Consider the following 20351-nt stretch of genomic DNA (forward strand, 5'->3'; position numbering starts at 1 on the left):
TCACACCCTGCTTGCGACGAGCCATTTGTGCAGCCTGTTAACAGCCGAGGAGCGTTATACCTGGCAGTATTAATAACCCTCCCGACCATGGGCAGCGCGTTGACCTGGGCAGCGGACACCGCAGATGGTCTTGGTTTTCTCTATGGCAACAATGCCGGGTCTTATGCCTATGCGATCAGTGCCGATGGCAGAGTGGTGACGGGCTATGGGGATACGGCATCAGGCTATAGCACGTTTCGCTGGACGGCAGCCGGGGGGATAATCGATCTGGGCAGCATCAACAATGGGGAGTCCAGCTATGCCACCGCCATCAATAGCGATGGCAGCGTTATTGTTGGCCAAAGTGGTACACAGGCCTTCCGCTGGACACAGGCGGGGGGCATGGTGGGCTTAGGATTCCTGTCCAGCGCGACAAATAGCGAAGCGATTGCGGTGAATGCCGATGGCAGCGTTGTGGCAGGACGGGTGAGAAATTCAAATTACACCAATGTACAGGCATTTCGCTGGACCCAGGCTGACGGTATGGTCGGTCTGGGCTTTTTAACCGGCGGCAACTACAGCCAGGCCAATGGCATCAGTGGCGATGGCAGTATCCTGGTGGGCTCAAGCAATTATGCCAGCACCAACAATTTTCAAGCCTTCCGCTGGACGCAAACAGACGGTATGGTCGGCCTGGGATTTCTATCCGGCGGCAATAGCAGCGGTGCCAATGCCATCAGCTCTGATGGTAATGTCATTGTGGGCTCAAGCAACGATGCTAGTGGGAACACGCAGGCAATGCGCTGGACGCAGGCATCTGGCATGGTCGGGCTTGGGTATCTAACCGGTGGCAATTACAGTGAGGCGTATGCCACCAGTGCAAATGGCAGCGTCATTGTCGGCTTCAGCAACTCAGGCACATCGTCTGGCGAGGCCTTCCGCTGGACATCCTCAGGAGGCATGGCCAGCGTGGCAGACTGGCTGACCGCCGCCGGCGTGAGCATTGCGGGCTTTAACCAGTTTTCATCCGCATCGGGCGTCAGTGCTGACGGTAACACCGTAGTGGGATACGGGACCAATAGCAGTAATCGCACCGAAGCCTTCATTGCCCGCGTCGGCGGTACTGCGGATAGCTCCGGTGTCGTCGGCCTCACAGATCTGCAAACCAGCATGGGACAAACGCTGGCGGTGAGCAACCAGATGGAAGGCCTCACCACGTTGACCATGAATGGTGCTCATCACCGTCCACTCACGGAAATGGCAGTGGGCAACAGTCGGTCTTGCGGCTGGGTAAGCGGCGATGCTGGAAGATATTACCGCCAGGCGAACGGCTACACCGGTCTCGCAGAAGTGGGGGCATGCCATGATTTTGAGGAGCATGGTGTGCGTGTTGGCCTAGGGGTGGGGTCCAGCGTCAGCGATCTCAAGCTCGAAAACAAAGGGCATAGCCGTGTGGATGGCGAGTATGGTCTGGCCGAAGTGGACTGGCAGTTGCCCAATCTGCCCCTGCTGGCTTCCTTGCTTGGAACCTACGGCGTCTGGAATGCGGACCTGAGGCGTGGATATGCCATATCAGGCACGGCCCCTTCAACCGGCAGCACGGATATCACCGGCTATAGTCTGCGCGCCCGCCTTGATTGGCAAAATGCCTTCCATGTGGGACAAGTCGGTTTCAGCCCGCGCCTGGCTTATACCATTTATCGTTCTGAGGTGGATGCCTACCAGGAAAAAGGCGGATCGGCTCCTGCCAGCTTCGCGGATCAGAACCATACTGGCCGAGAATTGCGCGGAGGCCTCACAGGCAAATATGCGCTCAGCGACAAAACCACTTTGCTGGCGCATGCCGAAGTGGCACACCGCTTTGATCAGCGCGCTGCCAATGTGGTCGGCAATATTAATGCCCTTGGCATCGGCATCGGCGTTGACATACGTGGCAACAAGATCGCACAAAACTGGGTACGTGTGGGCGCAGAGCTGGATTACCGCGTAAACAACAGCAATCTGCTCAATCTGAGCACATTCATCGCCAGCGCCGGGCAGGACCCGGATATTTCGGCAGCGCTGAGCTGGAAAATGGCGTTCTGATCAGCAGACCCCAATCGGGGAAATCTAAAGACCGGAGCGAGCCTTAAAAAAAAGCCCTGTGGTAAGACAGGGCTTTTTTCATGCTGTCAGGAGATCAGCCTGGGGAACGGGCTGACCTCATGCTCAGTCCAGACAGAAGATTACTCTTTGCCGATCTGGTAGATCTCGCTGTGCGATTCCACGATCTTGCCGGAAGTGGCATCAACCTCAACCTTGATTTCCTTGCCATCCTTACCCACGATGTCGAACTCGTAAGTGGCAGCGCCGTCTTCTTCGATTTCGTATTCGACTTCGGTGATTTCACCTGGATGGGCTTCCAGTGCCGTCTTGCGTGCATCTGCTTCGCTGACCTTCATCTTGGCCTTGAACAGTGGGTCTTCAGCAGACTTCACTTCCTGTTCGATTTCAGTCACTTTGCCGCTCAGCGCGTTGCACTCAACATCCCAAGCCTTGCCATCAGCGGCTTCAATGTCGAACTCATACACTGGAACCTTTTTCTCCAGCTTCATTTCCACTTTTACCACGGTACCAGGCTTGGCCTTGGTCGCGGCAACCAGGCATTTTTCCAGGCTAACCTTGGTCTTGGGGATTGCCAGATCGGCAGCAACCGCGCTATTAGCGGCAAATGCCAGGGCGATCAGTGCAGCACCAACAGATAATTTTTTCATAGTAACAACTCCATAGTGATTAAAAAAACAGTCAGCAAGAATTTGCAAGCAAAACCAATGCCGACAACAGCTTACAGCCAGATTATGGCATTTATTATAGTTATTGAAATGTGACGCTTGTGCGGGAAAAGCAAAGCTTCTCGTCAAGCTCAAACAGCGACAGGTGCCTTGATGGGCGGATATGGATCGTAATTCTGCAGGGTAAAATCTTCATACCGGAATGCAAAAATATCACGCACGTCTGGGTTGATTTGCATCGTGGGCAAGCTGCGTGGCGTACGCGACAACTGCTCTTTCACCTGCTCCAGATGGTTGAGATAAATGTGCGCATCGCCCAATGTATGCACAAAATCGCCCAGTTTAAGCCCACATACCTGCGCCACCATCATGGTGAGCAAGGCATAAGAGGCAATGTTAAAGGGCACGCCAAGGAAGATATCCGCGCTACGCTGATATAGCTGGCAACTGAGCTTGCCATCTGCCACATAAAATTGGAAGAAGGCATGGCAAGGCGGCAGCTTCATCTGGTCGACATCGGCCACATTCCAGGCGGACACGATCAGTCGACGCGAATCCGGATTGCGCTTGATGGCATCCACCACCTGGGTGATCTGGTCGATATGGCTGCCATCCGGCTTGGGCCAGTTGCGCCACTGGTAACCATACACCGGGCCCAGATTGCCCTCGGCATCGGCCCATTCGTCCCAGATGGTGACGCCGTTTTCCTTGAGATAGGCAATATTGGTACTGCCTTGCAGGAACCACAGCAACTCGTGGATGATGGATTTCAGATGTACTTTTTTGGTAGTGAGCAGCGGAAAACCAGCCGCCAGATCAAACCGCATCTGGTAACCGAATACGGACAGAGTGCCGGTACCGGTTCTGTCTTCCTTCTTGTGGCCATGCTCAAGCACATGGCGCATCAGATCATGATAGGTTTGCATAAGGTGACGGCTTTCCGCGTAAATCCAGCCTAATCGGCGGTGTGGTCGACAATGAATTGCTTGATGGCCTGCACATCGGCATCCATCACTTCAAAGCGCTGCGGCAAATCTTCCAGGCCTTGCAGGCTCGCAGGGCGCTCCGGCTTGTGGCCCAGCGCTTCCTGAATCGCATCTTCAAACTTGACCGGCAATGCTGTTTCCAGCACCAGCATGGGGGTAGCCGCATCACGCACTTGCAACGCGACTTTCAGGCCGTCGGCAGTGTGGGTATCAATGGTGACACCATACTTGGCCTGCGTCTCACGTATCGTCTGCATGCGGGCGGCATGGTTGCTGCTGCCAGATACAAACCCATAATCGGCCACCTGAGCAAACAGGCCATCGTCATTCAGATCAAAGGCACCGCCCTGATCTACCTTGCTCCACAAGGCACGCACCTTGGCGGCATCGCGCCCGGTCAGATCAAACACAAAGCGCTCAAAGTTGGAGGCTTTGCTGATGTCCATGGACGGGCTGGAGGTGTGGTAGGTATTGGCCGAGCCACGTGGACGGTACACGCCAGTCTTGAAGAACTCGTCCAGCACATCGTTTTCATTGGTGGCGACCACCAGCTTGTCGATGGGCAAGCCCATCATGCGTGCCACATGGCCGGCGCAGACATTGCCAAAATTGCCAGATGGCACGGCAAAGCTGACTTTTTCCGTGTTGCTGCGGGTCACTGCAAAGTAGCCCTTGAAGTAGTAAACCACTTGCGCCGCGACGCGCGCCCAGTTGATGGAATTCACCGCGCCTATCTTGTTCTTGGCTTTGAACGCGGCGTCATTGGATACTGCCTTGACGATATCCTGCGCGTCATCAAACACGCCGTTGACGGCGATATTGAAAATGTTCTCATCCTGCAGGCTGAACATCTGGGCGGTCTGGAAGCGGCTCATTTTCTTGTGCGGCGACAACATGAACACCTTGACGCCTTTTTTTCCGCGCATGGCGTACTCAGCCGCAGAGCCAGTGTCGCCCGAGGTGGCACCCAGAATATTGGTGGTCTCGCCTTTTTTCGCCAGTACATATTCAAACAGATTGCCCAGCAGCTGCATGGCCATATCCTTGAAGGCCAGGGTCGGGCCATTGGACAGGGACAGTAGATAAAGATTGTCTTCCAGTTTGAGCGTAGGCGTAATGTCCTCGGCGCTCTGCTCAGGCCGCGCATAGGCATACACATCGGCACGGTAGGTCTTGTCGACAATCGCGCGCAGATCCGCTGGCGGAATATCGTCCGCGAGCAGCGAAAGAATGCTGAATGCCAGATCGCGGTAATTCATGCCGCGCAAGCGTGTCAGGTCCGCATCGCTCAGCTGTGGATATTGCTCGGGCAAATACAGGCCGCCGTCTGGCGCCAGACCACCCAGCAGGATTTCGGTAAACGAGAGTGCAGGCGACTGCCCGCGGGTACTGATGTACTTCATTATCGGCCCAGTTCTTCCATACGCAATTTGGTGATCTTGCCGGCAATGGCAGGCAAGGCTTCAATCGCAGCAATCGCGCTATCCATGTTTTTCTCTACGGTCACATGGGTGAGGATGATGATATCGGCCTGATCCTCGCCCTCTTCCGGCTCTTTCTGGATCATGGCATCGATCGAAATATCGCGGTCACCCAGGATGCGGGTCACTTCGGCCAGCACGCCCGGCTTGTCCATGGCACGCAAGCGCAGGTAATAGGCGCTGCTGATATCGCTGATCGGCAATACCGGCAGATCCTGCAGCTGCTCATCCTGGAAAGCCAGATAAGGCACGCGCTGGTCAACAGCTGCATCCATCATGCGCGCCACATCCACCAGATCAGCTACCACAGCACTGGCGGTAGGCTCGGCACCGGCACCGGCACCGTAATACAAGGTGGGACCCACGGCATCGCCCTTCACCACTACGGCGTTCATGGCGCCATTCACATTGGCAATCAGGCGCTTTTCCGGAATCAGGGTCGGGTGCACGCGCAACTCCACTCCGGCTTCACTGCGTTTGGTAATACCCAGCAGCTTGATGCGATAACCGAGTTCCTCGGCATACTTGATATCGACCGCATCCAGGCGGGTAATGCCTTCGGTATAGGCTTTATCGAACTGCGGATGTGTACCGAAACCAATGGCAGACAGAATCGCAAGCTTGTGGGCAGCATCAATGCCTTCCACGTCGAAGGTGGGGTCAGCCTCGGCATAGCCCAGGCGTTGCGCTTCTTTCAGCACATCGGCAAAGGTCAGGCCTTTTTCACGCATTTCGGAAAGAATGAAGTTGGTGGTGCCATTGATAATGCCGGCAATCCACTCAATACGGTTGGCACTCAGGCCCTCACGCAGTGCCTTGATGATGGGGATGCCACCAGCGACGGCAGCCTCAAAGGCGACGATCACGCCTTTGGCGCGCGCGGCCGCAAAAATCTCCTTGCCGTGCAGGGCAATCAGCGCCTTGTTGGCAGTCACCACGTGCTTGCCATTGGCAATCGCCTGCAACACCAGTTCGCGGGCAATGGTATAGCCACCGATCAGCTCCACCACCACATCAATCGTGGGGTCACTCACCACGGCAAACGCGTCGTCAGTGACGTCCGCCTTGCCCTGGGTCACTTGGCGAGCCAGTTCCAGATTGCGGTCAGCCACGCGGGTAATGCGAATGTCACGGCCGGAACGCCGCGCAATTTCATCATGGTTACGGGTCAGCACGGTGTAAGTGCCGCCGCCCACCGTACCAATACCCAACAAGCCTACATTGATTGATTTCATATTCACGCTGATCTTTTTAAAGTAAACAATGGCAACCACACGCGGCCATCTCAAGCCGCGGCAGATGGCGCGTTATGCGCTGATTTTGTCTGTGCCGTGCTTCTTGCGATAGCCTTCCAGGAAGCGGGCAATACGCTTGATCGCTTCGGTCAGGTCATCCACATTGGGCAGGAACACCACGCGGAAATGATCCGGCTTTTTCCAGTTGAACCCACTGCCCTGCACCAGCAGGACTTTTTCTTCCAGCAGCAGGTCAAGAATGAACTGCTGGTCATCCTTGATCGGGTAAATCTTGGGGTCCAGCCGCGGGAACAGATACATGGCCGCCGCTGGCTTTTCACAGGTAACACCAGGAATCGCCGTCAGCAGCTCATAGGCCAGGTCACGCTGTTTGCAGAGTCGTCCGCCCGGGGCCACCAGATCGTTGATGCTCTGATAACCGCCCAGCGCGGTCTGGATGGCCAATTGCCCTGGCACATTGGCACAGAGGCGCATGGAAGCCAGCATATTCAGGCCTTCAATATAATCACCGGCATGCCGCTTTTCACCGGACACCACCAACCAGCCAGCACGGTAGCCGCAGGTACGGTAATTTTTGGACAAGCCATTGAAGGTCACAAACAGCACGTCATCCGCCAGCGAGGCGATGGAGGTGTGCGTGTTGCCGTCGTACAGCACCTTGTCGTAAATCTCGTCGGCAAAAATCACCAGGCCGTGATGGCGGGCGATTTCGATAATACCTTCCAGCGTTTCACGCGGATAAAGCGCACCGGTCGGGTTGTTCGGATTGATGATGACAATGCCGCGCGTGTTGGCGGTGATCTTGGACTCGATGTCCTTGAGATCAGGCAACCAGCCGGTGTTTTCATCGCACAGGTAGTGGCGGGCAGTACCGCCAGCCAAGGTGACAGCCGCTGTCCACAATGGATAGTCGGGCATGGGCACCAGCACCTGGTCGCCATTATTAAGCAGTGCCTGCATCGCCATGACGATCAGCTCGGATACGCCATTGCCGATGATGATGTCATCGATGGTCACACCCGCAATATTCTTCTGCTGGGTGTAATGCATGATGGCTTTGCGTGCGGCAAACAGGCCCTTGGAATCGGTATAACCGGAAGCCTGATCCATATTGTGGATCACGTCCTGCAGAATCTCCTCAGGCGCTTCAAAACCAAACGGTGCCGGGTTGCCGATATTGAGCTTGATGATGCGGTGGCCGTCTTCTTCCATTTCGCGCGCGCGCGCCAATACCGGGCCGCGAATGTCGTAGCACACGTTATTGAGTTTGGAAGACTTGAGTAATGGATCCACGGCGGAAAACCTGACGAAAAAAATGTGTTATCTTACATTGTCATAGCCTTATCAGGCAATTTAAAGCCAGGACTGACAACCAATGAAACTGCATTTGACCCAGGCGGCTGGCAATCAGCTGATTACCGGACATGCGCCCGAGTGGGTAGAGGTGAATGCTCAGCGCTATCACGGCAGCCTGCTGGTGCTACCCAACCTGCTGGTGACCGATTGGCCGGTGACCGACTTTGATGCTCTTACCGTACAGGATTTCGAGCGCATTGCTGAGCTGGCGCCCGAGGTTGTATTGCTGGGCACTGGCGACAAGCACCGGTTTATCCATCCCCGCCTGACAGCATCACTCACTGCACGCGGCATCCCGGTGGAATGCATGACCACGGCTGCCGCCTGTCGCACTTACAATATCCTGATGGCAGAAGACAGGCATGTCGCCGCCGCACTGCTGGTGAACCCTGCGGCCAACTAACCGGATTTGCATCCTGATCAGCGCCGCCTGACGGCGCTTTTACCTTGCTTGGGATTTACCCAGCTGCGCGCCGACAGCAAATCAGATGCGCACAGCCGGGAAGGAGTTACAGACCGCGACGCGAGAAGGTCAGCGTGGCGTTGGTGCCGCCAAAGCCAAAGCTGTTGGACAGCGCAGTCTGGATATTGGCGTTATCAATACGCTGGCGCACGATGTTCAGGCCTTCGGCAGCCGGGTCCAGCGTTTCAATATTGGCTGAAGCCGCAATGAAGTTGTTTTCCATCATCAGCAGCGTATAGATCGCTTCATTCACACCCGCAGCACCCAGTGCATGACCGGACAATGACTTGGTGGAGGCAATGGCGGTATTGCTATCGCCAAACACGGCGCGAATGGCTTCCAGTTCCTTGAGGTCGCCCACAGGTGTACTGGTCCCGTGAGTGTTGATGTAATCCACACCACCCTCCACGCCCTGCAACGCCAGGCGCATGCAGCGCTCGGCACCTTCCCCGCTTGGAGCCACCATGTCGTAGCCATCGGAAGTCGCGCCGTATCCCACCACTTCGGCATAAATCTTGGCACCACGTGCCTTGGCATGCTCGTATTCTTCCAGCACCACGATACCGCCACCGCCGGAGATCACGAAACCATCGCGATTGGCATCATAGGTACGCGACGCCTTTTCGGGCGTGTCGTTATATTTGCTGGAAAGCGCGCCCATGCCATCGAACATAAAAGACAGCGTCCAGTGCTCTTCCTCGCCACCGCCGGCAAACACGATATCCTGCTTGCCCAGCTGAATCTGCTCCAGCCCGGCGCCTATGCAATGCGCGCTGGTCGCGCAGGCGGAGCTGATGGCGTAGTTGATACCCTTGATCTCGGCGCCGGTCGCCAGACAGGCGGAAACACCGCTCGCCATGGCCTTGGTCACCATGTAAGGGCCTACGCGACGCACGCCCTTTTCACGCAGGGTATCAATGCCGTTCATGATGCTTTCATGCGAAGCACCGCCCTGGCCTACGATCAGGCCAGTACGAATATTGGACACCAGTTCCTTGGGCAGGCCAGCATCGGCAATGGCTTCCTGCATGGCAAGCCAGGCATAGGCATGGCCCTTGGCCATGAAGCGCATCAGCTTGCGGTCAATCAACTCTTCCACGTTCAGGTTTTTGATTGACCCGGCGACGTGCGAACGCAGCCCCTGATCAGCATATTCCTGCTGAAAAGTAATACCGGAACGGCCTGCCTGCAGGCTTTCCAGCACTTCGGATTTATTGTTGCCTAGGCTGGAGACAATCCCCATGCCAGTTACTACTACACGACGCATCTCGTGATTCCTCACATTATTGAGTTCAACTTGCCAGATGAACCTTTGAGTCTAGGGTAACCGTGTGACAAAGTCGTTTTTTTCATGTTCGGGCTCGAAATACGTTGCCCGGATGCGACGATGATACAGTCACCCTTCTTTGCTCTGTTAAGTTTTAGCCTGCCCTGTTTAGCCAGAGCATTCATTTAGAAATTGTCGGTGCGGGTAAACAAACCTACGCGCAGATCCTGCGCATTGTAAATTTCACGACCATCAATTTCCATATGGGCATCGGCGATGCCCATGACCAGCTTGCGCATAATGACGCGTTTCAGATCAATACGATAAGTGACCAGCTTGGCGGTAGGCAATACCTGACCGGTAAACTTTACCTCGCCAGCGCCCAGCGCACGGCCGCGGCCCGCACCGCCCATCCAGCCCAGGTAGAACCCCACCAGTTGCCACATGGCATCCAGACCCAGACAGCCAGGCATCACAGGATCACCTTCAAAATGGCATTGAAAGAACCAGAGATCAGGCTTGATATCCAGTTCAGCCACAATCTGGCCGTGGCCGTATTTGCCGCCATCTTCGGTAATCGACACAATACGATCGAACATCAGCATGGGTGGCAAGGGCAACTGGGCATTGCCAGCGCCGAACATTTCGCCCCGGCCACAGGCCAAAAGCTCTTCAAAAGTGAAACTGTTTTGTTTTTGCATGTAATTCTGCTTGTAGGATGCTGATCGGTAAAAAAACAGTATTTTCGCCGGAAACGCTTCGAAACGAAAGCCCTTTGAAAATAAACTATATTTTGCGAGGGGTATACCGATCTGTTTACACCCCCTGGGAATCTGGCTAAGATGCCGTAACATTTTTTTACATTCACCCCCTCTACTATCAGGATCAAGTCAATGAGTGACCGTCTTTTAGCTGACTGGCAAGCGCATGCGTTAAACCTGGAATCCGAAATCAACAAGGTCGTCGTCGGTCAGGAATCGCCGGTGCGACTGATCACCACCGCCATTTTTGCACGCGGCCACGTGTTGCTGGAGGGGGATGTCGGCGTAGGCAAAACCACCTTGCTGCGTGCGTTTACCCGTGGCATTGGCGGCGGTTACCAGCGGATTGAAGGTACCATCGACCTGATGCCCAACGATCTGGTGTACCACACCTACCTGGGCGAAGATGGCCGCCCGCATGTTAGCCCCGGCCCATTGCTGTCCGAAGGTGAAAACCTGGCGGTGTTCTTCTTCAACGAAATCAACCGTGCCCGCCCGCAAGTGCACTCGCTGCTACTGCGCGTCATGGCCGAGCGCACCCTGTCCGCCTTCAACAAGGAACACCAGTTCCCGCACATGCTGGTATTTGCTGACCGCAACCAGGTAGAAAAAGAAGAAACTTTTGAAATCCCGTCCGCTGCCCGCGATCGTTTCATGATGGAAATCCCCATCGTGGTCCCCAGTGATGCCGAGGTCATGGAATCGCTGATGTTCGATACGCGCTTCCACAATGTGGATGCGCTGGTTGAACGAGTACCCGCCGGTATTCTGCAGTTTGATCAACTGAATGAATTTGCGGCCCTGGTGCAAGATAAGGTGCAAGCCAGCCCTGCCTTGCGTCGCTATGCCCTCAATCTGTGGCTGGCCACCAAGACACCAGGCCAATATGGCATACAGATCAGCGGCGTCGACATCAATCGTCTGGTGATCGCTGGCGCCAGTCCACGCGGCATGGCGATGATGCTGCGCGCTGCGCGCGTCAATGCCTGGCTGAATGGTCGCGATGCCGTATTGCCGGAAGACATACACGCTGTGTTCCACGAAACTGTGGCGCATCGTCTGGTATTCAGCCCGGTCTATGAAATGCGCCGCACCGAGATTGCCCGTGAATTACTGTCCGGCATTGTGAATGCCATCAGCGTTCCTTGAGTCGACAGGTGCTGAACCCTCGCATGCTCCTGACTTTCATGCTGAACACCGGTGACACACCAGGCATTAAGGCCATTGATTTTACGGAATAGTTGACCGCACATGACCCACGCACTTGCCAAGGAATTCACTTACCAGATCGGCTGGCGCTCACGCGGGCGCCATGCTGGCCGCCACGCCAGCGTACAGCGTGGGCTGGGCATGGACTTCGTCGGCCATGCACCGTTAATTTCCTACCCGGATCCGCGCCGTATCGACTTGCGCCTGACGCTGCGCGACCCCGCCGAGCAGGTGTTTGTGCGTATCTTCAATCAGCGCAGTGCTACCCCCATTTACGTGGTGTGCGATCTTTCGGGCTCCATGGGCTTCAGCGGCGAGCACCACAAGCTGCAGATTGCCGCGGAGATTACCGCATCGGCGGCGTATTCGGCCTCGCGCGTCAACGATCCATTCACTTTCATCGGCTTTGATCAGCAGGTGCGCGAGGACTGGATGTCACACCCCAGCACTCGCCTGCAAGGCGCATATCAGATGGCCGAACGCCTGCGCGATTACCAGCCGCCGCAAGTCGGTGGCGATGGTCTGGCGCAGGTCGTGCCCTATCTCTCCCGTGAGCGGGCGCTGATTTTCCTGGTATCCGACTTTCATATGCCATTGCCAGTGCTGGAAGAAGCGCTGGTCGGCATGCAGCGCCATCACGTGGTGCCCATGGTGCTATGGGATGCGGCGGAATATCGCAAGCTGCCGGAATTTGGTGTCACCCACATTACCGACAGTGAAACCGGCGAACGTCGCACGGTGTTTTTGCGCGGCGACATGCATGCACGCATACAGGCGGCCTTTGCCGAGCGCCGCGCGGCCCTTAGCGCACTCCTCATGCGTTACGACCTGCCACCCTTTTTCATGGAAGACGGCTTCAAGCCAGACGCCTTAACCGAGTATTTTTACCAGTTTGTGGCTGCTTAATGATGATCAACTCCCGGATACTCTCCCTGATATTGGTAGTGCTCAGCGTGCATGGCATCCCCGCCGCGCTTGCCGACAGTAAACCCAACCCGCAAGTGCTGGTCACTGAGATCAACCCCGCGCGTGACGTCGGCTACCATGTGGGCGATATCCTGCATCGCACCATCATCCTCAAGGCGCCCGCCAGCTACAAGTTGCTGGACACCTCACTGCCGCTCAAGGGCACGGAGAAAAAATACCGTGGACAAAATCAGGGCGTGGAAGTCCGCTCGGTGGATATCAGTGAAAAACAGCAAGGCGCTTTCAATATCTACACGCTCAAGCTGCAATACCAGGTGTTTACCAACAATGTAGTGGTGAAGCCCAGCCAACTGCCGGCGGAATACGTCAAGTTTGGTGGCGAAGGCCGCGTATTCCAGGTGCGAATTCCTTACTGGAGCTTCCGGATTTCCCCGCTGGCGGTATATGGCTCGGTTAAGATCGAAAACGACATGAGCCAATTGCGTGGCCCATTGCTACTGGATGACAGCCAGCAACGTCTGGCGCTGTGGATTGCACTCGGCACGCTGGCACTCTCACTGCTGGGGCTGCTGTACATTCTGGGCAACCGCCGCTGGCTGCCGCGCATGGGTGGTGAATTCGCACGCGCTTATCGCGATCTCAAGAAAATCCGCAAACAGAACCTGGGCCTGGAAACCGGCATGACGCGCATGCACCATGCCCTGAATCAGAGTAGTGGTGGCAGTGTATTCAGCGCCGATGACATCATTGCCCGCAAACCGGCCTTTGCCAGCATCCGCGATGAGCTGAACCAGTTCTTCCGCCTGTCGCGTCATGTGTTTTTTGATACGACGGCCAAACATCAGGTGCAGGGTGACCCCGAGCAATGGCTGCAACAATTTTGCCGCCACTGCCGCGATTGCGAACGAGGGCTGAACAAGTGAATTTCGTCACACCCTGGGTCCTGCTGTTGTTACCGCTGGCACTGGTGCCACTGCTGCTGGATCGCCAGCATAGCAAGAGTTACTCATGGATGCAGCTGATCCCGCGCGATGGCTTGTCCGACCTGCTGGGGCTTTTGCTCAAGATACTGGCGGCGCTGGCACTCATGTTCATTATCCTGGGCGTTGCCGGACCGGCCACACCCTCGCAACCCATTGAACGCACCGGCGTTGGCGCGCAGCTGGTACTGATCATAGATCGCAGCGCCAGTATGGACGACCCTTTTTCCGGCGCGATTGCCAGCGGACGCGCCGGTGAATCAAAGGCTGCCGCCGCCGAACGCCTGATTACCCGTTTCGTCAATGAGCGCAAGAACGATATGTTTGGCATGGTAACCTTCAGCAACTCCGCCATGCATGTGTTGCCCCTGACCGAGAGCAAGGAAGCCATTCTGGCGGCCATTCGCGCGGCTGGCGGCTCGGCCCTGTTCCAGACCAATATCGGCAGTGGCCTGACAACGGGCCTTGCGCAGTTCGACAAGACGCCGGACTCGGGTTCCCGCGCCATTATCCTGCTGTCAGATGGCGGCGGCCGCATAGGCGCAGCCACGCAGGAGAAAATACGCGACTGGCTGGACCGCATGCACGTGACGCTGTACTGGATCGTGCTGCGCCAGCCGGGCTCCATCAGTATTTTTGATGAGACCTACAAAACCCCGGATGACCGTCCACCACCACCGGCGATTGAGCTCAACGATTATTTCAAGACCCTGCGTTCCGGCTACCAGCCCTATGAAGCGGAAGATCCGCAATCGCTGGCAGCGGCGATTCAGGACATCAATCGCAAAGAGAAAAAACCGATCAAGTACATTGAAGAGATTCCTGGCAAGGATTACGCGCCATGGTGCTACAGCATCGCCGCCGTTCTGATTGCCTTGCTGCTTGCCGTTAAATTCATTGAGGTCCGAACATGGCATTAAGTGCTAAAAAATGGACGCTGATCCTCGGCGTCATTGCCATCGCCAGTGCCGCTGTTGCTGCAGGTGAAGCCTACCGCATCCAGCAAATCAAGGCGTTCAACGCTGCCATTAGCAAGGGCGATCCCCCGCAAACTGACAAGCAGTCTTACGAAGCCAAGTTTGCCGTGGCCTATTGGCAGGCCAAAAATGGCAGGCTGCAGGAAGCCACGCTCTTGTTCAGCCAGCTCAATGACCAAGGCACGGATACGCAACGCTCCGCCGTGCAATTCAATATGGGCAATATCTTCTTCCTGCGCGGGCTCGCCATCAACGGCACCAACATGACGGTGCGCGACCAGACCGAATATCTGCTGACCCAGGCCAAAACCGCCTACCAGCAATCCCTGCGGCTGGATAACCACTTCTGGGATGCCCGTCACAATCTGGATCGCGTGCTGACCATGCTGCCCGCTCACCCAACGCCGGGCGTGGGCGATTCTGATTCGCCGGGTCTGATCATGGGCAATATTCCGGTCGGGCTGCCTTGATCATGTGGCGCACTGAGCTGCTTAAACGGTTTGGGCATTACCTGTGGCACCGCCGCGATGCCGCCATGCTGGCAACCGCGTTTGTGCTGGTGCTGGCAGCGGCATTCAAACCGACCGTGCCCATCCCCCGCAATATCTACAGCTATGTGTTTGTGGTGGATATCAGCCAGAGCATGAACGTGAAAGGCATGTACTGGCATGGCAAGGAAGTCTCGCGCCTGGATTACACCAAGAGCATGCTGCACGACATCATCGGCCGCCTGCCCTGCGGCAGCCGGGTCAGCATCTCGCTGTTTGCAGGGGTCAGCGTGGCCGCGCTTTACACGCCGATCGAGGTCTGTGCCAACTACTCGGCCATTCAGGACACCATCGACCATATGGAATGGCGCATGGCCTGGTCTGGCAACAGCCGCCTGCGTGACAGCACGGAATCATTGAGCCGGTTATTGCGTGCCCTGCCGGAAGCTTCCCAAGTGGTGTTTTTTACCGATGGAGAAGAAGCTCCCAAGCTGCATGCCTTCAACACGCGCGACCTGAGCAATTTTCAGGGCGGTGGCTGGCTGATGGTGGGCATAGGCAGCATGGACCCGCACCCCATCCCCAAGATGGATGAGTCCAACAAGGTCATCGGCTACTGGTCGGCAGAAAACTTCACCATGCAGCCCGGTATTGCCCAGATTTCGCAGCAGAATTTTGGTAACCGTGATGACAACGTCGCGCCTTCAGAAAATGACCGTTACGCATCCCGGCTGGATGAGGAATACCTGATGCAACTGTCGAAAGAGATCCACGCGACCTATGTGCGTGGCGATAGTCTGCAAGCGGTGCGTAGCGCCATGAGCGAACTCAAGCCTTCCCGCCGCGATTTTTCGCCCATGCAGATCGACTGGATACTTGCTACTCTGGCGGGCATCGCCATCATCGGCGCTTATACCCCGCAACGGCTGGTGCATCTGTTCAAGCGCCTGCGGGCAGCCAGAGCCGAACGTCGTCAGCGCGCGGCCAGTTCAGCCGACCTGCGTTCATAAGCCCAGCGCAACTGCACGCGCAAGCGGCGCAAGGATTCCGCATCTGCGCTGTCGGCGAGCAGCACGAGGGCCTGCGGCCAACGCTGGTCAGCGCTGCGAAATCGAATCACCGTGAGCGCGCTGGTCACCATGGAGTCCGGCAATATCGTGATCCCTGTAGCCTCACCATCATTGCGCCACGCCTGCCAGCCGCTTTCCGCTGACCATTGCAGTCGCATCCAGGCGTGCGGAACTGATCGCCAGGCATGGCGTTGCATCTGACGGATACTCGTCACCATCACAGTCAATACGCCCGCCAGCTTGCCCCACCATGGCAGAGGGACGATCAGCAACAGAAACACTGCGCTGGCACTCGCCACCATGAGAATGGCGGCGAGCCGGGGCGATGGACGAAGGTCGACTTGCAGGGGCTTCACGCTATAATGTCCCATTCGATTATTGATGGCTTACTATCATGACGCAATGGCAAGATTTCTTACAGTCCCGCGGCGCCTCCATGGTCGATGGTCGCCTCCTTGATTTCGGCGCCCCCGCCAAAGAGTTGGCCGCCACCCGCCAAGATCATGTCATGGCCGACCTCTCCCATCTGGGTTTGCTGCAGGTAGATGGCGAAGATGCCATCTCCTTCCTGCAGGGCCAACTGACCAATGACATCAAGCTGCTGAACGGCAGCAACAGCCACTATGCAGGCTATTGCACAGCCAAAGGCCGCCTGCTGGCCCTGTTTCTCGCCTTTGCTCATCAGGGCCATATCCACCTGCAATTGAATGGCAGCCTGCTGGACCCCATCCTCAAGCGTCTTAAGATGTATGTGCTGCGCTCCAAGGTGGTGATTCAGGATGTGTCGGCCACTATCGTGCGCATCGGCGTGGCAGGCAGCAATAGCGAGGCGATTCTGGGGGCCATGTTTGAGTTTGTGCCAACAGAAATCCACGGCATCAGCACACAGGAAAATGCCACCCTGATCCGCTTGCCTGGCGCGTTGCCGCGCTTTGAGATTTTCACCGCGCAGGAAAATGCGCAAGAACTCTGGCAAGAACTGGAGCAGCACTTTGACCCGGTCGGCCAGACCGGCTGGGACTGGCTGGAAATCGAAGCCGGCATTCCCGAAATATACCCCGCCACCCAGGAAGCCTTTGTGCCGCAAATGGTAAATCTGGATGCACTTGGCGGCATCAACTTCAAGAAAGGTTGCTATACCGGCCAGGAAATCGTCGCCCGTACCCATTATCTGGGCAAGGTAAAACGCCGCTCATTCATCGGCAGCTTACCGGCGATGGAGCAGATTCCCGCACCAGGCGATGAGGTCTTTGCCGGAGAAGGCGAAGCCGTGGGCCAGGTAGTCCGCAGCAGCGGCATTGCGGGTGTCGAAAGCCGTGTGCTAGTCGAATTGCGACAAGAGGCCAGCGCTGGAAAATCCGTGACTTGCCACGGACTCCCGATCCACTGGCAACCTATGCCTTATCCATTCCCACCGGATAGAACCTGATAGTCGGCTCATTTCCCGATCACGGTTTTCACGTCAGATTCTGACTTTCTGCCCCTTCCGATGATCGGGAAAAAATCCCGGATGTTTTCGGGATTAATTGGAAAATTCAGCTCAACCCTCTCACGTATGATGCTTGCTTCGTCCCGCAAAGAGAGCAAGTCACCATGGCCGTCACCATCAAATCTTCCACCGACTACACCCTTGCCAGTGGCCAGGATAACCTGACCCTCACAGGCAAAGCGGCCATCAATGGCACTGGCAACGATACAGCGAATATCCTGCTGGGAAACAGCGCCGCCAACATCCTGACAGGGGAAGCCGGAGATGACACCCTGACTGGCGCTGGAGGTGTGGATACGCTGATCGGTGGTGAAGGAGACGACACTTATGTTGTGAATATCATCGGCACAGGCTTGCTGGAAGACAGCATCACCGAAAACAACGGCGAAGGTGACAACGATACCCTGCAGCTGAAAGGCAGCCTCAAACTCACCAGCTACGCCACGCTCACACTGGACGATGAGCTGGCCTACCTGGAACACCTGGATATTAGCGCAACCGGCAGCACCAAACTGAACCTGACCGGCAATGATGCCGACAATCGCCTGACGGGCAATGCTGCTGCCAATTCGCTCCTGGGAGGAGATGGAGACGACACACTGGATGGGGGTGCCGGTAACGACAGCCTGTCCGGCGGTGAAGGCAGCGACACCTACTATGTCAATACAGCGGGCGATGTGATTGCAGATGACGGCAGCACGAGCGATACGGATCTGGTGTACAGCACAGCTTCCTACACCCTGAATAACGGCCTGGAAAATCTCACCCTGCAGGGAAAATCAGCCATTAACGCCACGGGCAACAGCGGAAGAAACATCCTCACCGGCAACAATGGCGCAAACCACCTTGACGGAGGCGATGGGGATGACACCCTGCTGGGAGGACTGGGCGCAGATACGCTGACGGGAGGCCTGGGCAGCGACAGCATGCAAGGCGGCGCCGGCAACGACACCTATGAGGTGGATGACGAAGGCGATATTGTGACGGAAGCAAGCGCCGAAGGTACCGACCTCGTCAAGGCCTCCATCAGCTATACCCTGGGTGACTATGTTGAAAAGCTCACGCTCACCGGTAGCGATAGCATAGATGGCGAAGGCAATGCCCTCAACAACACCATCCTCGGCAACAGTGCTGCCAACGTCCTCACAGGAGGCGATGGCTACGATACTCTCAAAGGTGGGGATGGCGATGATACTTACGTGGTCAACCTGATTGAGACAGGTCTGGCCAGCAGCGCGCGCGCCAAGATGGAAGACACCGTCTCGGAAAGCAAAAATCAGGGCACGGACACGATAAAACTGGTGTTGCCCAACGCCATTACCAGCAGTTATTACAGCACCATCACCCTCGGGGCCAATATCGAAAACGTGGATGCCAGCGAGACCGGCTCTGTCCTGCTGTCATTCGTCGGCAATGGCCTGGCCAATATCATCACCGGCAACGATGCGGCCAACTATATCAATGCCTATGCCGGGAATGACACCATTTACGGCGGTGATGGCGATGATGTGATTCTCGGTGACAAGGGCAACGATGTCATCGATGGGGGCGATGGGGCCGATGACCTCTATGCCGGTGATGGCGATGATAGCGTCACCGGTGGAGATGGGGATGACACCCTGTCCAGCAGTTATGGCAGCGATACCCTGGAAGGCGGCGACGGCGACGACAGACTCTATGACTATCAGGGGGTGGATACGCTGGCAGGTGGAGACGGCGATGATACCTATATTGTCATCATCAAAGCCGTATCAGGCGTGGCCACTCTTGAAGACACGGTTATCGAGAATGCAGATGAGGGAGACAGTGACACCCTGCTCCTTTATGTACCTGCTGGCACACTCAAACTTTCAACAGCCACCGAATTCACTCTGGCAGATGGAACGCTGGCCAATTTTGAAAACCTGGACGCCCGCTATACCGGCAGCACACTGCTGAACCTCACAGGAAACAGCAGCGACAACATCCTGATCGGGAATGCAGCTGCCAATCATATTGACGGGGGTGATGGCAGCGATACCGTGAAATATACGTCCGCCACCAAAGCCGTGATCGCCGACCTTTCCACAGGCGTAGTCACTGGCGGAGCAGGCAACGATACCCTGACCAGCATCGAAAATATCTACGGTAGTGATTACAAGGATCAGCTCACCGGGAACGACGAGGATAACCTGCTGGTTGGCGGGAGTGGCGCAGACACACTGATTGGCGGGCTGGGAGATGACACCTACAATGTCGACATCAAACTCAGCGGCAAAGGCAGTTCAGCGACGGTCGTACTGAACGACACCATTACGGAAAATGCCGGAGAAGGCGATAGCGACACCCTGCAGCTGACAGGTTATCTGTATGTCGATAGCTTTACGACCATCAGCCTGAGTGGCGACCTTGCCAACTTTGAAAACCTGGACATCTCCGATACCAACTACAGCAGCTATTACGGCACCAAGATCAACCTTGTTGGCAATGCGGCGGATAACACCCTGACCGGGAATGCGGCCAACAACAATATTGCCGGGGGAGCTGGCAACGACAACCTCACGGGCGGATATGGCGCAGACTATTTCGTGTTTGACACCCTGATCAGCGATAGCACAGCGGCTGAAGCCAATGCCGATACCATTACCGACTTTGTTTCAGGGCTGGACAAGATCAAGCTGGATAGCGACATATTTACCGCCTTGCCAGACAGCTATACGGAAAGTGGCTATTTTGAAAGCATGGATACGCTAGGCACTGCCAGCACTGCTGATATTCGGCTGATTTTCGACACGTCGACCTACAAACTCTATTACGATGCCGATGGCAGTGGCTCAGGAGCAGCGTTGTTACTGGCCACCTTAAGCAATAGCGCCACGCTAACCGAAAGCGACTTTACCTGGTAATCCGAC

At 56.2% G+C, this 20351-nt stretch carries 18 protein-coding genes; 10 read left to right on the top strand and 8 right to left on the bottom strand.

All coding sequences use genetic code 11. The annotated features are described in order from the left end of the window. Positions 1-87: 87 nt before the first annotated feature. A complete protein-coding gene (locus LG203_RS09135) occupies positions 88-2064 on the top strand; it encodes an autotransporter domain-containing protein (protein WP_230345489.1) in 1977 nt (658 codons plus the stop codon). Between the two features lie 140 nt (positions 2065-2204). Here the strand turns inward: LG203_RS09135 and LG203_RS09140 are convergent, their stop codons facing one another. The 5 genes from LG203_RS09140 to LG203_RS09160 all read right to left on the bottom strand — a co-directional run bounded on the left by LG203_RS09140 (position 2205) and on the right by LG203_RS09160 (position 7766). Continuing rightward, entirely contained in the window at positions 2205-2732 is a 528-nt protein-coding gene (locus tag LG203_RS09140; RefSeq protein ID WP_230345490.1) for a PepSY domain-containing protein, read from the bottom strand. Positions 2733-2881: 149 nt separating this feature from the next. Then, positions 2882-3676, bottom strand: coding sequence for a thymidylate synthase (locus LG203_RS09145; protein ID WP_230345491.1), 795 nt, complete (start codon positions 3674-3676; stop codon positions 2882-2884). A 29-nt stretch (positions 3677-3705) separates the two neighbouring features. After that, a complete protein-coding gene (gene thrC, locus LG203_RS09150; RefSeq protein ID WP_230345492.1) occupies positions 3706-5139 on the bottom strand; it encodes a threonine synthase in 1434 nt (477 codons plus the stop codon). Beyond that, positions 5139-6452, bottom strand: coding sequence for a homoserine dehydrogenase (locus LG203_RS09155; RefSeq protein ID WP_230345493.1), 1314 nt, complete (start codon positions 6450-6452; stop codon positions 5139-5141). The genes thrC and LG203_RS09155 overlap by 1 nt, the downstream gene beginning before the upstream one ends. Positions 6453-6524: 72 nt before the next feature. Next, the gene (locus LG203_RS09160) at positions 6525-7766 is read right to left on the bottom strand and encodes a pyridoxal phosphate-dependent aminotransferase (RefSeq protein ID WP_013441703.1); all 1242 of its coding nucleotides are present in this window, start codon (positions 7764-7766) and stop codon (positions 6525-6527) included. Between the two features lie 82 nt (positions 7767-7848). Between LG203_RS09160 and LG203_RS09165 the strand changes: the two genes are divergently transcribed. Next, positions 7849-8232: an Mth938-like domain-containing protein gene (locus tag LG203_RS09165; protein WP_230345494.1), complete on the top strand. Its 384-nt coding sequence runs from the start codon at positions 7849-7851 to the stop codon at positions 8230-8232. 106 nt (positions 8233-8338) lie between these two features. Here the strand turns inward: LG203_RS09165 and fabB are convergent, their stop codons facing one another. Continuing rightward, positions 8339-9559, bottom strand: a complete 1221-nt coding sequence (gene fabB, locus LG203_RS09170) for a beta-ketoacyl-ACP synthase I (protein WP_230345495.1) — start codon at positions 9557-9559, stop codon at positions 8339-8341. A gap of 185 nt (positions 9560-9744) precedes the next feature. After that, the gene (fabA, locus tag LG203_RS09175) at positions 9745-10260 is read right to left on the bottom strand and encodes a 3-hydroxyacyl-[acyl-carrier-protein] dehydratase FabA (RefSeq protein WP_230337684.1); all 516 of its coding nucleotides are present in this window, start codon (positions 10258-10260) and stop codon (positions 9745-9747) included. Positions 10261-10452: 192 nt separating this feature from the next. Here fabA and LG203_RS09180 point away from each other — a divergent pair, with 192 nt between their 5' ends. The 6 genes from LG203_RS09180 (at position 10453) to LG203_RS09205 (ending at position 15911) form a co-directional block, all read left to right on the top strand. After that, positions 10453-11469: an AAA family ATPase gene (locus tag LG203_RS09180; RefSeq protein WP_230345496.1), complete on the top strand. Its 1017-nt coding sequence runs from the start codon at positions 10453-10455 to the stop codon at positions 11467-11469. A gap of 102 nt (positions 11470-11571) precedes the next feature. Continuing rightward, the gene (locus LG203_RS09185; protein WP_230345497.1) at positions 11572-12435 is read left to right on the top strand and encodes a DUF58 domain-containing protein; all 864 of its coding nucleotides are present in this window, start codon (positions 11572-11574) and stop codon (positions 12433-12435) included. Continuing rightward, the gene (locus tag LG203_RS09190) at positions 12435-13379 is read left to right on the top strand and encodes a hypothetical protein (RefSeq protein WP_230345498.1); all 945 of its coding nucleotides are present in this window, start codon (positions 12435-12437) and stop codon (positions 13377-13379) included. Before LG203_RS09185 ends, LG203_RS09190 begins: the two co-directional genes overlap by 1 nt. Then, positions 13376-14356 (top strand): vWA domain-containing protein, encoded by a 981-nt coding sequence (locus LG203_RS09195; protein WP_015829671.1) that lies wholly within the window; start codon positions 13376-13378, stop codon positions 14354-14356. The genes LG203_RS09190 and LG203_RS09195 overlap by 4 nt, the downstream gene beginning before the upstream one ends. Beyond that, positions 14347-14883: a hypothetical protein gene (locus LG203_RS09200; protein WP_230345499.1), complete on the top strand. Its 537-nt coding sequence runs from the start codon at positions 14347-14349 to the stop codon at positions 14881-14883. The genes LG203_RS09195 and LG203_RS09200 overlap by 10 nt, the downstream gene beginning before the upstream one ends. Before the next feature lie 2 nt (positions 14884-14885). Next, positions 14886-15911, top strand: coding sequence for a VWA domain-containing protein (locus LG203_RS09205; protein ID WP_230345500.1), 1026 nt, complete (start codon positions 14886-14888; stop codon positions 15909-15911). Here the strand turns inward: LG203_RS09205 and LG203_RS09210 are convergent. Then, on the bottom strand, positions 15875-16327 hold the full coding sequence (locus tag LG203_RS09210; protein WP_230345501.1) for a protein YgfX: 453 nt from the start codon (positions 16325-16327) through the stop codon (positions 15875-15877). The two genes, LG203_RS09205 and LG203_RS09210, sit on opposite strands and share 37 nt — an antisense overlap. Positions 16328-16365: 38 nt before the next feature. Between LG203_RS09210 and ygfZ the strand changes: the two genes are divergently transcribed. After that, positions 16366-17400, top strand: a complete 1035-nt coding sequence (gene ygfZ / locus LG203_RS09215; protein ID WP_230345502.1) for a CAF17-like 4Fe-4S cluster assembly/insertion protein YgfZ — start codon at positions 16366-16368, stop codon at positions 17398-17400. A 164-nt stretch (positions 17401-17564) separates the two neighbouring features. Continuing rightward, complete coding sequence (locus LG203_RS09220; RefSeq protein ID WP_230345503.1) at positions 17565-20345, top strand: beta strand repeat-containing protein; 2781 nt, start codon at positions 17565-17567, stop codon at positions 20343-20345. Positions 20346-20351: the final 6 nt, after the last annotated feature.

This window comes from Methylovorus mays (assembly GCF_020531915.1).
Lineage (GTDB): Bacteria > Pseudomonadota > Gammaproteobacteria > Burkholderiales > Methylophilaceae > Methylovorus > Methylovorus mays.

What these genes read in the sequence shown, in the direction of transcription:
- LG203_RS09190 (WP_230345498.1), top strand. Translation starts at nt 12,435, where the DNA reads ATGATGATCAACTCCCGGATACTCTCCCTGATATTGGTAGTGCTCAGC.
- thrC (WP_230345492.1), bottom strand. Translation starts at nt 5,139, where the DNA reads ATGAAGTACATCAGTACCCGCGGGCAGTCGCCTGCACTCTCGTTTACC.
- fabB (WP_230345495.1), bottom strand. Translation starts at nt 9,559, where the DNA reads ATGCGTCGTGTAGTAGTAACTGGCATGGGGATTGTCTCCAGCCTAGGC.
- LG203_RS09185 (WP_230345497.1), top strand. Translation starts at nt 11,572, where the DNA reads ATGACCCACGCACTTGCCAAGGAATTCACTTACCAGATCGGCTGGCGC.
- LG203_RS09140 (WP_230345490.1), bottom strand. Translation starts at nt 2,732, where the DNA reads ATGAAAAAATTATCTGTTGGTGCTGCACTGATCGCCCTGGCATTTGCC.
- LG203_RS09145 (WP_230345491.1), bottom strand. Translation starts at nt 3,676, where the DNA reads ATGCAAACCTATCATGATCTGATGCGCCATGTGCTTGAGCATGGCCAC.
- fabA (WP_230337684.1), bottom strand. Translation starts at nt 10,260, where the DNA reads ATGCAAAAACAAAACAGTTTCACTTTTGAAGAGCTTTTGGCCTGTGGC.
- LG203_RS09220 (WP_230345503.1), top strand. Translation starts at nt 17,565, where the DNA reads ATGGCCGTCACCATCAAATCTTCCACCGACTACACCCTTGCCAGTGGC.
- LG203_RS09165 (WP_230345494.1), top strand. Translation starts at nt 7,849, where the DNA reads ATGAAACTGCATTTGACCCAGGCGGCTGGCAATCAGCTGATTACCGGA.
- ygfZ (WP_230345502.1), top strand. Translation starts at nt 16,366, where the DNA reads ATGACGCAATGGCAAGATTTCTTACAGTCCCGCGGCGCCTCCATGGTC.
- LG203_RS09135 (WP_230345489.1), top strand. Translation starts at nt 88, where the DNA reads ATGGGCAGCGCGTTGACCTGGGCAGCGGACACCGCAGATGGTCTTGGT.
- LG203_RS09200 (WP_230345499.1), top strand. Translation starts at nt 14,347, where the DNA reads ATGGCATTAAGTGCTAAAAAATGGACGCTGATCCTCGGCGTCATTGCC.
- LG203_RS09155 (WP_230345493.1), bottom strand. Translation starts at nt 6,452, where the DNA reads ATGAAATCAATCAATGTAGGCTTGTTGGGTATTGGTACGGTGGGCGGC.
- LG203_RS09205 (WP_230345500.1), top strand. Translation starts at nt 14,886, where the DNA reads ATGTGGCGCACTGAGCTGCTTAAACGGTTTGGGCATTACCTGTGGCAC.
- LG203_RS09180 (WP_230345496.1), top strand. Translation starts at nt 10,453, where the DNA reads ATGAGTGACCGTCTTTTAGCTGACTGGCAAGCGCATGCGTTAAACCTG.